The organism is Cellulophaga algicola DSM 14237 (assembly GCF_000186265.1).
GTDB lineage: Bacteria > Bacteroidota > Bacteroidia > Flavobacteriales > Flavobacteriaceae > Cellulophaga > Cellulophaga algicola.
Genome location: NC_014934.1, coordinates 1,713,187 through 1,726,860, shown reverse-complemented (window position 1 = coordinate 1,726,860; position 13,674 = coordinate 1,713,187). Strand labels below are relative to the sequence as shown.

Genomic DNA, 13,674 nt, shown 5'->3' with positions numbered 1-13,674 from the left:
CCTTAATGTTCCACGTGGAACAATTTAATTTTCTCTTCTTCTTTCTTACGCATAAGCGCCGCATCCATATCCGTTTTATCCTTGTAGCCTGCTAAATGCAAAACCCCATGAGACATAACTCTATGTAATTCCTCTAAAAAATCTACATTATATTCCTTAGCATTTTCTAATACCCTTTCGATAGAAATAAATAAATCTCCTGCAATAGTATCTCCCTCACAATAATCAAAAGTTACAATATCTGTATACGTATCATGATCAAGATATTTCATATTAATATCTAAAAGATAAGCGTCATCACAAAAAATATAACTTAAATTTCCCAAGGATTTACCTTCAGATTCTATAACCCTAGTTAACCAATCTGCATAATAGGGTTCATTAGATAATTCAAAATCTAACTCGTAATTAAATTCAATCATTTGTATTAAAATATTCTTTAATTTTATGTTGGTAATTTTGCCGCAAAGGTAGTGCTTGTCTATTTAAAATTTCATTTTGATTTTTGTAATTCTCAAAGATTTCTGGTTGTGAAAGGATAGGGTTTGAAAAAGATTTACTATTAACATCACTTTCCCGCTCTTTCTTCTCCCCTTGCTTCATAGCAGCACCTTCCAACTTCAATAATTCGTATTGTATAATAGTCGCCTTATCAATAGAGCTTCTTGTAATTCCATCTTCTAAAAGATTGTTTTGAAAATCGTTCATCTGCTTAATTAACTTCTCTCCTAACCTACGATCGTCGCTATTAATCATATTGGATAATTGCTCTTCCAACTTATTCTTAAGAAGTTCTTGTTCTTTATAAATTTGATAAATTTCTTTTAAAGCACCCTCTGACAAGCCCGTGTTCCCATTCCCCATAGAACCTTTTTCTCCGGAACCATTACCATCACCTTTCCCTTGACCGGATTTCCCCTCACCCTTAGCATCAGAACCTGATGAAGTACCCTGTTGCCCTTGACTATTCTCCCCTGAAGTACCACTTTTACCTTTACTTCCCTTTTGTCCGTCACTACCAGAAGAGCCATTTTCACCTTGCTTACCTTGATTACCTTCTTTACCTTTCTCCCCAGAAGAACCACTTTCCCCCTTTTTACCTTCCTTACCCTTGCCAGCGTCACCCATTTTCTTACTTAATTCTGATTGACCTTTAATAATATCTGGCAACTGAAAGTCTTGGCTAGACCCCTCTCCTTTTCCAGTCTTCATGCTTTCTTGCATATTATCTAAAATATCTGCTAATAAATCTGAAAGAGTATTCCCAGAGTTAAGGACATATTTTTGATAAGAAACGCTTTGATAAATTCTAGACTCAGATAAATTCTCTACTACATTATCTAAATTATAATAAAGATCTGTAACTTCTTTGTTTACCTTCTCAGAAATCTCAGGCACACGCAATGACAAAGAAAAAAGACTGTCGTCTACATGCTCGAAAAGAGATTTGAGTTCTTTTTGCTGTAATATAACTTTAGATTGATTTGCAAAAACATTTTCATTTTCACTAAGTTCATCTATAATAGCTTCTTGTTTAAATGTAAAAACAACTAGATTATCTAGAATTTGACGTAGTACTTCTGCATCTTCTGAAACACTAGAACCACCAGAACTAGAAGAAGATTGAGATAAGCTCTCTGCTAATTCTTTAATTTTAGCAGCAGCAGATTTCTGTTTTGAGCTAGCACTAGGGCTTTTTATTTCTTTTTGTTCTTCTTGCAATTGTTTAGAAATTGCGTCTAGATTATCATCCAAAGCATTTAATTCGGCCTCCTTGATACCTAAGGAAATTGGTTTTTTTAAATTTTCATTATCTTTTTCAAGTTCTTTTAATTTAGAAGAAAGCTTAGAAAATTCTTCATTTACTTTCTCTTGTGCTTCTTTTGCTTTTGTATCATTAGTTTTAGATTGCGATAAATCCTCTTGTTTTTTAGACAGATTCTCTAAATCCTTAGCTAGTTGAGAGGCTGCCTCTGTAACATAATACCGTTTGGTCAGTTCTAATAATTGTTCCAAATTACGCTGACCATTCTTCTGATTTTTTGCAAGATCATCCAAACGTCTAGATAATTCTTCTTTATTAATTTTATCTGCAATTTTCTTTAAATCCTCCAACAATTGCTTATTCTTTTCTGCTTGTAATTCTTGACGCTCAAGACGTTCTTGTAATAATTTATTTAAATCATCCTCTTCATTACTCTTACTTAAATTCTCTTTTAATTGTTTAGAAAATTTCTGCATTTGGTTTTCCTGAACCTCTTGCTTTTGCAATAACGAATTAAGCTTAGATTTGTCATTAAAATTTAAGTTAGATTTTTCTTTTTGACTGTTAGAAAGATCTTCAAGAGATTTAGTTTGATTCTTAAGCTGATCTACCGTTTTGTTTAAGTTTGATATAATAGCTTGTTGGGACTCTAAATCCTTGTTTTTAAGCTGATTATTATTTAAAATTATACTAGTAAAAGTTTTAGATTTTGTGTGTTTTGAACCATTAACAGCATCATTATCAGACACTTGAAAATAATACCCATAGGTACTATTCGCAGAGATATCAATCCCAGAGGGGAACGTATAATAAAAAGTGTTTACCGTATTTGTAGGCTTAGATAATTCAATACTATTCACCTTATCCGGAGATAGCATATCATAATAAAATAATTTAAGAGAAGTTAAACCATAATCATCAGAAAGCGTCCCACTATAATAAGCAGTGTTATTTACAAGACTATCTACGCGTTGTTCTACTTCTATTCTAGGAGCTTCATCTTTTACAACCTTAAAGGAATAATTTAAATTTTCAAAATCTAAAACACGTTCATTAGAGGTAGTAACCGTATAGCTTAAAGAATTATATATACGTTTGGAAAATATAAAATTATGAGAAGAAATTTTAGTAAATTCTTTAATAGTATCTAAATCTTTATAAAGTAATTTGTCTGTATATTCAGTAGTAACATTCCATTTTACTGTGGTGCCCTCAAGTAGAATAGCTGTACCCGTACTCTGTATTACTTCAGGTTTTTTATTAGTATACTTCGGATAGTTTAATTCTAAATTAAAATTTAGGATGGAAGGTGTATTAATAACTTCAAAACGATAAGAATTAGAAGTATATCCGTTCGCAATAAAATGAAAAGTAAATGAATCTGTAGGCGCTTTTATATCGTACTGAAAAATACCATTTGCATTTTTCATAACATACTCCTCCCCTTCTATACTAATAGAAATAGTTTCTGGCTGAATCGTACCCGATGTTTCAACTAAAATTGATGCAGTTTCATTCTTTAAGACGGATAAATTAGAACTTAATAAAATAAATTTAAAAGGGGCTGGTTTTTCATAAGCTAAATCGTAGTTTACTACACGTTCATAGCTTTTAAAAAAAGATTTTATATCCCCAAAAAAGAAAATTAATGAAAAAATTAAAAGCGGAGCAACAATCCACTTAGCATATGCATAAGAATTATTGAAATTTATAGCCTTTGAAAAATTAAAAGGTGTAAGAACTTCTGCCCTTTGCTGTATACTTGCAGAAAGTAATTCAGACTGTTCCGTAGTGGCTTGTAAGTCTATTAAATTGGAAAGCTTATCTTCAATTTCAGGAAAATGTCGCCCAATTAAATCCGCAGCCTGGCTGTCTGATAAACCTTTTTTTAGTCGAAATAGATAAAAAATGGGTGTCAAAATAAATTGATAAGCCAAATATAATGAGACCAATAACATACTAAGTAGAATACATAAGCGAAAACCAGAACTCAACCAAAGAAAGTATTCAACTCCTAACACCAATAACAAAAACAAGCTACCTAGTGCCAAAAATAAAATACATCCCTTAATTAATTGGGCGGTATAATAACTTTTAACAAAGTCCTTCAGGTTTTTCTTTATATGATCTAATGCAGTCAATTGTAGGATTTTATTACCAAGATACTCGAAAAAAAAACACTTTTAGAGTAACGGAATGAAATAACCGCAAAGGTAAATAATACAAAATATAAATATGCCATAACCATGTTAATTGTAAGCCTCTCAATATGTGCAGTTTACAATAACAATAAATCTAAATTATTTAACTATTAGTTCTAATTTTCACCTTTTACTATCTTTACAACAAATACAAAATTATGAGTACTAAAGTTCGCGTTAGATTTGCTCCTAGCCCAACAGGAGCCCTACATATTGGTGGTGTAAGAACAGCACTATTTAATTACCTTTTTGCTAAGAAACACAATGGTGAATTTATTTTAAGGATTGAAGATACCGATCAAAATAGATATGTAGAAGGTGCAGAACAATATATTATAGATGCCTTAAACTGGTGTAATATACCCTTTGATGAAGGCCCAGGAAAAGAAGGTAAATTTGGACCCTACAGACAAAGCGAAAGAAAGCACCTTTATAAAGAATATGTAAACGTTCTTCTAGAAAAAGGGAAAGCATATTACGCTTTTGACAGCTCAGAAAGCTTAGATAATCACAGAAAAGAACACGAAGAACAAGGAAAAACGTTTATATATAACTGGCATAATAGGTTAAAATTAGACAATTCTCTTTCTTTAATGCCTCAAGAAGTAACTAAGAAAATTGAAAATGGCGAGGAGTATGTGGTACGCTTTCTTACAGCACCAGACCAACAAATAAAATTAAACGATACTATTAGAGGAAACATGACTATTGACTCTAATGTACTAGATGACAAAGTATTATATAAAAGTGATGGAATGCCAACGTACCATTTAGCAAATATTGTTGATGATCATTTAATGGAGATTACTCATGTTATACGCGGAGAGGAATGGTTACCTTCTTTAGCACTGCATAAACAATTATACGATGCTTTTGAATGGCAAGCACCTGAGTTTGCACATTTACCCTTGATTATGAAGCCTGTTGGGAAAGGTAAATTAAGCAAACGCGATGGAGAAAAATTAGGCTTCCCTGTTTTTCCTTTAAATTGGAATGAATCTAAAGGATATAAAGAAGAAGGATATTTTCCTGAAACTGTAGTAAATTTCCTTGCCATGTTAGGATGGAATCCTGGAACAGAACAGGAAATATTTTCATTAGAAGAACTTACAAACTTGTTTAGTTTAGAACGGGTAAATAAATCGGGAGCTAGATTCGATCCTGATAAAACCAAATGGTATAATCAACAATACTTACAGCAAAAATCGGATATTGAACTAGCGGAATTATACCTTCCAATACTTCAAGAAAAAGGGATAAAAGCGCCTTTAACTAAAGTAGAAAAAGTAGTTTCCCTAATAAAAGAAAGAGCTGTTTTTGTGGCAGATTTTTGGGAGCTATCTGATTATATGTTTGTTAGTCCTACTTCATATGATGAAAAAGCTAGTAAAAAACAATGGAAAGAAGATACTTCCAGTATCATGACAGCCGTACATGACGTACTAGCCGCTATAGAAGACTTTTCATCAGAACAAACAGAAGAAATTGTTAAGACATGGATTGGAGAAAAAGAATTATCTTTTGGAAAAGTAATGCCCCCATTAAGACTCATCATTGTAGGTGAAATGAAGGGCCCTCACCTATTTGATATCCTAGAATTTATTGGGAAAGAGGAAAGCTTACAGAGAATAAAAACTGCAATTGATCAATTAAAATAAATTAATTGTAACAAAAGTAAGAGAATTGCTACCTATATTGTAGAGAACTATTAATTAACATAAAAACAAACGTATGAGCTACTTATTAATACCCCTATTATTTATTGGTGCGGTAATTTTATTTTCATCATTTTTTACGGTGAAACAACAAACAGCTGCTATAATTGAACGATTTGGAAAGTTCCATAGCGTGAGAACTTCAGGTTTACAAATGAAATTACCTCTAGTTGATAAAATTGTTGCCCGAGTTGGTCTAAAAATTCAACAATTAGATGTTATTATTGAGACCAAAACTCTTGATGATGTATTCGTAAAGTTAAAAGTATCCGTACAATATGTTGTATTACGTGAACAAGTCTATGATGCTTTCTATCAATTAGAATATCCGCATGAACAAATTACCTCTTTTGTATTTGATGTAGTAAGAGCGGAAGTTCCGAAGATGAAATTAGATGATGTTTTCGTTAAAAAAGATGATATTGCCATTGCAGTAAAAGGTGAATTACAACAATATATGTCGGTTTATGGTTTTGATATCATTAAAACTTTAGTGACAGATATTGATCCAGATTCACAGGTTAAACAAGCAATGAACCGTATTAATGCTTCTGAAAGAGAGAAGATTGCAGCACAATTTGAAGGAGACGCAGCACGTATTTTAATTGTTGAGAAAGCAAAAGCCGAAGCTGAATCTAAAAGATTGCAAGGTATGGGTATAGCAGATCAACGTAGAGAAATTGCTAGAGGTTTAGAAGAATCTGTAGAAGTTTTAAATAGAGTTGGAATTAATTCTCAAGAAGCTTCTGCCCTAATTGTGGTTACACAACATTATGATACGTTACAATCTTTAGGTGAAGAAACGAATAGTAATTTAATTTTATTACCAAATTCTCCGCAAGCAGGAAGTGATATGTTAAATAATATGGTTGCTTCATTCACGGCTAGTAATATGATTGGTGAAACTATGAAACAGCAAAAAAAGGAAATTGCTGATAAGAAGAAAAATGATAATTAATAGTTTTTAAAACTATAGATAATACCAATAAGTTTTATGATTTATATCTTAAAAACTTATATATAATTTTTAAAATAGACCGATTAGAATAAATACTTATTTTAAGACGTTTTAAAATAAAAAAACCATCAATACATAAAATCGTATTGATGGTTTTTTTTTATGCGTTAAAACAAACTTATAAAGCTTGTTTTTAATAGTTAATACCAATTGTTATTTTATAAACAATAAGAAAAAACTATATTTTTATTTCTGTTGCATTTTTGCCCAAGTATCTCTTAGACCAACCGTTTTATTAAAAACTAATTTCTCTGTAGAAGAATCCTTGTCTACATTAAAATATCCTAAACGTTGGAACTGGAAAAAATCTTCTGGTCGCGCCGTTTTTAAACTTGGTTCTAAATATCCGGTAATTACCGTCAAAGAATCTGGGTTTATAAATTCCATAAAATCTTTGTCTTTATGCTGATCAGGCGTTTCATCTGTAAAAAGACGATCATATAAACGAACTTCTGCAGGAACTGCATGTTTTATAGAAACCCAATGTAATGTACCTTTTACTTTACGAAGACTTTCTTCTGTACCACTACCACTCCTACTCTTTGGATCATAGGTACACTGTACTTCGGTAATATTCCCATCGGTATCTTTTGTACACGACTCAGCCTTAATTATATATCCATTCTTTAAACGAACTTCATTCCCCAATTTCAAACGAAAAAACTTTTTATTTGCTTCTTCTCTAAAATCTTCTTTTTCAATATACAATTCTCTAGAAAAAGGTACCGTTCGGTATCCTGCACTCTCATCTTCTTGGTTATTTTCTGCTTCTAACCACTCTTCTTGATCCTCTGGGTAATTAGTAATCACTACTTTTAAAGGGTCTAAAACAGCCATAACCCTAGGTGCAACCCTGTTTAAATGTTCTCTTATTGAGAATTCTAAAAGACTAACATCTACTACATTTTCTCTTTTAGCTATACCTATAGTATTAGAAAAATTACGAATAGCTTCAGCCGTATATCCTTTTCTACGAAGACCAGAAATAGTAGGCATTCTAGGATCATCCCATCCAGTAACCCTCTTTTCTTCAACCAATTGTAAAAGTTTACGCTTACTAACAACCGTATGACTAAAATTTCTTCTAGCAAATTCTCGCTGTTTAGGACGTACCTTATCTGACGCAACAACTTGATCTAAAAACCAGTCATAAAGCTCTCTGTGCATTGCAAATTCTAGGGTACAAAAAGAGTGCGAAACTTGTTCTAAATAATCGCTTTCACCATGGGTCCAATCATACATTGGATAAATACACCAATCGGTATTTGTTCTGTGATGAGCCTTATGAAGTATACGGTACATAATAGGATCTCGCATAAGCATGTTGCTAGAGGTCATGTCTATTTTAGCTCTTAATACATGCTCTCCTTCTATATAAGTACCTGCTTTCATAGCCTCAAAAAGAGAAAGGTTCTCTTCTATTGATCGATCACGAAAAGGGCTATGTACACCATGTTCAGTAGGTGTACCTTTTTGTTCTGCGATCTGAGCAGCAGTTTGACTGTCTACATAAGCCTTGCCGTCTTTAATAAATGTAACCGCCCAGTCATATAATTGTTGAAAATAATCGGACGCATAAACTTCTTCTGCCCAATTAAAGCCTAACCATTCTACATCTTTCTTTATCGCATCTACATATTCTTGTTCCTCTTTTGCTGGGTTTGTATCATCAAACCTAAGGTTTACAGGAGCATCATAACGTAGTCCTAATCCAAAGTTTAAACAAATAGAGCTTGCATGGCCTATGTGTAGATACCCATTAGGCTCTGGTGGGAAACGGAATCTAAGCTTGTTTTTAGAAAAACCATTGGCTAAATCATCCTCAATAATATGCTCTATAAAATTCAGAGACTTTGTATCATCGCTCATTGCAAAATTTTTGAATTACAAAGTTACTAAAAAAGGAATTGTTGCGCTCTATAAAAGATACAGACCATGCAATAATAGGGTTTCACAACACTTTTAATCAACGCTACAACATAAAATACATTTAGCAGCAATTTAATAGCATATTTGATGTTAATTACTGTAGCTGTGTAACATATGGATAGGATGTAGATTAATCCGACTAACGGTAAAACCTCCTGAAACCAAGCTACAAACCCAAATAGTAACCTAAAGTTGCAGCAACATGAACAGACCTACTACACTCTCAAAAAAAGCGTTCTTTTTCTTCACATTATTAATGTGCAGTATAGGACTAATGGCTCAAACATTAAACAAACCTACCGCAATTCAAAATCCAAATTTTGGAACTGGCGGCAGCGCATGGACAGCAGTATGTGCATCATCTATTTTTAATGAATATTATGTAAATTTTAAATGGAGTGCATCACCTAGCGTATTAAGTGATAACACTTTTGTTTTGGAATTATCAGATGCTACAGGAAGTTTTTCTTCGCCTACTACATTAACAACGGTAACAGACAAAAACAGTACAACAGATTTTGACATACGTTTTGTAATCCCGCTTACGTTGAGAGGCACTGGATACAAATTAAGAGTAAAAAGTACAAGTCCAGAACTATACAGTCCGGCTTCTCAGGCTTACAACATGTACTATGTTGATTACAAAAGTCCTGTTCAAATTACTGAAAATGGAAGCGGAAGTATAGGCGATGGAACAATCTCTATTTGTGATGGTAATACTGCTGTTATTGCTGTAGATAATGTACCAAACGCTGAAACCTATAAATATATTTGGAGAAAAAGCTCAACCATACTTTCTGAAACTGGACCTACATTGACCGTTTCTGAAAGTGGCATGTATAATGTGGAATTAGATTATGGTGCCATTTGTTCTGGATCTGCGGGAACACTATCAAATTCAATTACCGTAGAAACAGGCGCATCCCTAGGAGTAACTATCAATACACCAACAAAAACATCTTTTTGTGAAGGCGAAACAGCTACCGCACTTGAAGCAACAATAGCAGATTCTGACATATTCTATACTTGGTATAAAGATGGAACTGTAGTACAAGCAAAAACATTAGGAAACTATACTTATGCATTTGATACCAATAGTCCTGATTTTGATGGTGATTATACCGTAAAAGTAGAAGCAGACGGTATTTGCTCTGAAACTACTCCTGCATTAACCATCTCTAAAACAGGAGCATTTACTGTAACAGAAAATACACCATTAGAAATGGTAATATTACCTGGAGAATCAAAAACACTAAGTGTAACATCAACAGCTGTATCACCAACATATCAATGGTATAAAAATAGCACAGCAATTAGCGGTGCTACCACAAATACGATAACAATTTCAGAAGAGGCAGCATATTATGTTACTGTTTCACAAGGTGGGGCGTGTGCATCATCTCTTAACTCTAATAAGATTAATGTAGTTGCTCCAACTTCATTCGAAATAATTGCAAATTATACCAGTACGTATACTGATTGTGAAAATAGCGAAATAGTACTTGATATAACCACTATAAATGCTGTTGCAGCCAATGGCACCAAAACAGATGTTACAAGTGATTTAAAAGCTTCTATGAGCTATCAGTGGAAGAAAGATGGCACAGCTATTAGTGGTGCAACTTCTTCTAGCATAAGCCTAACGGATATCGCAGAAAATGGATCGTATCAAATAGATGCAACTATTGAAACCTTTACCCCTAGTTCTAACACCTTACCAGTAGTCCTAAGAAGTAATGAGATTATTACTATTGAAGCAAGTAGTTTAGTTGCTTGTAATAGTACAGACTTTATAACGATAAGTTCTCCTACAGATTTAACTGGAGCTACTTTTGGGTGGGCTAAAAATGGAACCATTATAGATACTTCTTCTCTTGATTTAAATACAACAGAAGCAGGTACCTACCGTTTAATGGTTACAAGAAATGGATGTGCTATACCATCAAACGAAGTTACAATTAGTCCTTTAGACGAATCGTTAATCACTTTAGATAGCGCCCTTAATATTGTATTCCCAGAAGGAGGTTCTAAAACCGTAACAGCAAGCGGAGGAACAGCTTATGAATGGAGAGATAGCAATAACATTAGCATAAGCAACAGCGCTTCTATAACATTAAATACAGAAGGTACGTATACCTTAATAGCCTACATAGAAAGCTGTGTTATCCTAAAAGAAGTAAATGTTACTTACAAAGACACATTTAAAATACCGAACGTTATAACAGTAAATGGAGATGGCATAAATGACTTATGGTTTATACCTAATAGTTATGCATACCAAGCCGATGTTAATGTGATCATATACAATGATAAAGGAGAAGAAATGTACAATGTTTTCGAATACCAAAACAACTGGCCAGAGTCTTCTACAAGCTTCACATCACAAAATATGGTCTTCTATTATAAGATTAAAAAGGGTTCCGACACAATAAAACAAGGTACTATTACCGTTATCAAGTAACCAAGTTTTACCACCAAACCATTTAACCACAACATGCTTAAAAAATATATCATATACCTGTTTCTGTTCATCACAGCGCTTACCAAGGTAAGCGCTCAGGATGAGAATCCATACATCACTTATGATGTGCCTTCTCAAAACCTTTTGAAATTTAATAGATTCTTACTGAATCCAACTTTTTCAACTGTTAGGGAAGACAAGTCGTATATTAATTTATTACACAGAAATCAATCTGCGACTTTCAACGATAATAACCAAACTTATTTCTTAAGTTATAGTGGTCGTATGAGTGATAGAACTGGTTTAGGTTTAAGCTTATATTCACAACAATCTGGTGCCATATCTAACTACGGTATCTTAGCAAATTACGCTTATGGAATTAAACTAAGTGACAAGAGTAACTTTACATTTGGTGCTAACTTCTCCTATTATAGAAGTGGTTATGACAGTAGTAGAGGAAATACTGTAGATCCCGATGATCCATTATTAAGTGGCTTACAGAACAGTAATTTAATATCTTTTCAGCCTGGTTTTAACCTTTCTTATGGTAGATTTGACTTTGGAGTATTTGCAGAAAACTTATTTGATTATAATATAAAAACTAATGAATCTGTTACTGAGTTTGGTGACAAGACCTATTCTGGTCATCTACAATACACCTATCCTTTTGATTCTGGAGATGGCGTATTAGAAGGTGCACGCTTAATGCCTTTATTACGAGTAAAAAAAGGTGGAGAAAAATATGAGGTTGCCGGAAAAGATTTTATTCTTGGAGGGAGTCTAATATTAGATTTACCAAAACTAGGATGGGCTCAAGCAGGTTATGATAGCTACTATGGTGCGGCTGCAGGTATTGGTTTTAACCTAAACAAACGTATCTCTATTGGGTATACTATGGAGAAAGGGCTATCAAATACATTCAATGATTTTGGCCTTACTCATGAAATATCATTTGCCTATTCTATAACGCCTAATCTTACAGAAGACCGCGTGCTTTTAGAAGATTCTGATGAATTAGTAGATGTAGACGATTTAACAAAAGATACAGAAGCATTAACTTCTAGAGATGAAGAAATAGAAAAATTAAAAGCAGCACTTTCTGAAAACAATGAAATTGTAGCAGAGCTAATGTTCCGTCAAGATTCTATTGAAGGTAGTAGAAATAGTGATTTAGAGCGCCGTTTTGATTTGGTGATGCGTATGGTACGCAAAGAAACTAATGGAGAAAACCCTGCCTTAGAAGAAAAAGCAAAACAATTATACTTATTAAATAACCTAAAAGATCGAGACGCTACGCAAGTAGCATCAAATAATACGGATACCGAAACCGATCCTACCCTACGAACCGATGGTACAGAAAAGTACAATAATCCAAATGGTATACTTAATCCTTCTCAAGGAAAAGATGCAGATGCCTTAGTGCAAAACATCAAAAATTCTACTGATACAAATAATCCTGGTTCAACAACTGGAACCACAGAAACAACAGAAGCAACTGGAACAAGTACAACTACCCGTGCAAACGGAAGCAACACGGCAACAGCTCCTTCAGCTACAAATACTACGGGTACAACAAAGGGAACTATAAAAACACCTAAGCAAACACAAACTACAGATGCTATTGCTAAAACAGATTATATAAAGACTCCTAAAACAAGTACAGCACCATCTGAGCAAACAAAAGATGCATTTACAGAAATTGCTAAAAAGAATAATATAAAGAGTAGAAAATTTAGAAACCTAGAAGGTGTAAATGATGGTTTTTATGTGGTTGCTAATGTTTATAAAAGTGAACATTACATGAACAAATTTATTGAAGATTTAAAAGCTAAAGGGATTAACGCAGACTATTTTGAAAACAAGAAAAATGGTTTAAAATATGTATACCTAATCCATGAAGATTCTTGGGACAATGCGCTGAGTTCTTATCGATATGAAAAAGAAGCTAATTATAAGGGCGACTTATGGATTATGAATGTAGATAATACCAATTACACAGACACTGCATATGCTACTAACTCTACTAGATTAAAAGAAAAATCAGCTAAATATAATGCCGTTAATTTAAGGAAGAATGTAATAGAAAAAGATAATGTTGCAGCTACAGGAAGTCCTTCTTATAAAAACTTTAATCTAAATGGGGTAGATGGTGGATACTATATTATAGCCAACGTATTTGCGAGTCCAAAAAATGCAAATAATTTTGTAAAACTATTAAATTCTAAAGGATTAAATGCTAGTTACTTTATCAACCCAGAAAATAATTACCGCTACGTATATCTTAAAAAACATGGCTCTTGGAATAATGCATTAATGTCTTATTATTCAAAAATAAATAATGCATACGATCAAAAAATGTGGATTATGAAAGTAAGCGCAGGATTGCTCACATAACACTACAAAACTAAAATATATAAAGGCTTTCAGATTAATTCTGAAGGCCTTTTCTCGTTGTGGAAACTTCAAAATTATTGCAGTATACCTTCATAAACTGAACGATAATCTTAAACGAATCCTCTTTGTAGGAAATTAGCCTAAAACGCAAGGAGACCATTGATAAAATGCAGTACACAACATAAAAATAC

Annotated in this window: 7 protein-coding genes; 4 read left to right on the top strand and 3 right to left on the bottom strand. The window is 33.1% G+C overall.

What is annotated here, in order from left to right:
* Positions 1-2 precede the first annotated feature (2 nt).
* Both ybeY and CELAL_RS07390 read right to left on the bottom strand, forming a co-directional pair.
* A complete protein-coding gene (gene ybeY / locus CELAL_RS07395; RefSeq protein WP_013550278.1) occupies positions 3-422 on the bottom strand; it encodes an rRNA maturation RNase YbeY in 420 nt (139 codons plus the stop codon).
* Complete coding sequence (locus CELAL_RS07390) at positions 415-3,906, bottom strand: hypothetical protein (protein ID WP_013550277.1); 3,492 nt, start codon at positions 3,904-3,906, stop codon at positions 415-417. The genes ybeY and CELAL_RS07390 overlap by 8 nt, the downstream gene beginning before the upstream one ends.
* Positions 3,907-4,124: 218 nt before the next feature.
* Here CELAL_RS07390 and gltX point away from each other — a divergent pair, with 218 nt between their 5' ends.
* Both gltX and CELAL_RS07380 read left to right on the top strand, forming a co-directional pair.
* Positions 4,125-5,624 carry a glutamate--tRNA ligase gene (gene gltX, locus CELAL_RS07385; protein WP_013550276.1) on the top strand — a complete coding sequence of 500 codons (1,500 nt, stop codon included), beginning with the start codon at positions 4,125-4,127 and terminating at the stop codon, positions 5,622-5,624.
* Positions 5,625-5,697: 73 nt separating this feature from the next.
* Complete coding sequence (locus CELAL_RS07380) at positions 5,698-6,639, top strand: SPFH domain-containing protein (RefSeq protein ID WP_013550275.1); 942 nt, start codon at positions 5,698-5,700, stop codon at positions 6,637-6,639.
* A 246-nt stretch (positions 6,640-6,885) separates the two neighbouring features.
* Here the strand turns inward: CELAL_RS07380 and CELAL_RS07375 are convergent, their stop codons facing one another.
* Positions 6,886-8,568 (bottom strand): glutamine--tRNA ligase/YqeY domain fusion protein, encoded by a 1,683-nt coding sequence (locus tag CELAL_RS07375; RefSeq protein ID WP_013550274.1) that lies wholly within the window; start codon positions 8,566-8,568, stop codon positions 6,886-6,888.
* Positions 8,569-8,830: 262 nt separating this feature from the next.
* Here CELAL_RS07375 and CELAL_RS07370 point away from each other — a divergent pair, with 262 nt between their 5' ends.
* Together CELAL_RS07370 and CELAL_RS07365 are read left to right on the top strand one after the other, a co-directional pair.
* Positions 8,831-11,089 carry a T9SS type B sorting domain-containing protein gene (locus tag CELAL_RS07370; RefSeq protein WP_013550273.1) on the top strand — a complete coding sequence of 753 codons (2,259 nt, stop codon included), beginning with the start codon at positions 8,831-8,833 and terminating at the stop codon, positions 11,087-11,089.
* Between the two features lie 33 nt (positions 11,090-11,122).
* Complete coding sequence (locus CELAL_RS07365) at positions 11,123-13,483, top strand: PorP/SprF family type IX secretion system membrane protein (RefSeq protein ID WP_013550272.1); 2,361 nt, start codon at positions 11,123-11,125, stop codon at positions 13,481-13,483.
* Positions 13,484-13,674: the final 191 nt, after the last annotated feature.

Excerpts from the sequence above, each read along its gene's own strand:
- ybeY (WP_013550278.1), bottom strand. The coding sequence starts at position 422 with ATGATTGAATTTAATTACGAGTTAGATTTTGAATTATCTAATGAACCC.
- gltX (WP_013550276.1), top strand. The coding sequence starts at position 4,125 with ATGAGTACTAAAGTTCGCGTTAGATTTGCTCCTAGCCCAACAGGAGCC.
- CELAL_RS07380 (WP_013550275.1), top strand. The coding sequence starts at position 5,698 with ATGAGCTACTTATTAATACCCCTATTATTTATTGGTGCGGTAATTTTA.
- CELAL_RS07375 (WP_013550274.1), bottom strand. The coding sequence starts at position 8,568 with ATGAGCGATGATACAAAGTCTCTGAATTTTATAGAGCATATTATTGAG.
- CELAL_RS07370 (WP_013550273.1), top strand. The coding sequence starts at position 8,831 with ATGAACAGACCTACTACACTCTCAAAAAAAGCGTTCTTTTTCTTCACA.
- CELAL_RS07365 (WP_013550272.1), top strand. The coding sequence starts at position 11,123 with ATGCTTAAAAAATATATCATATACCTGTTTCTGTTCATCACAGCGCTT.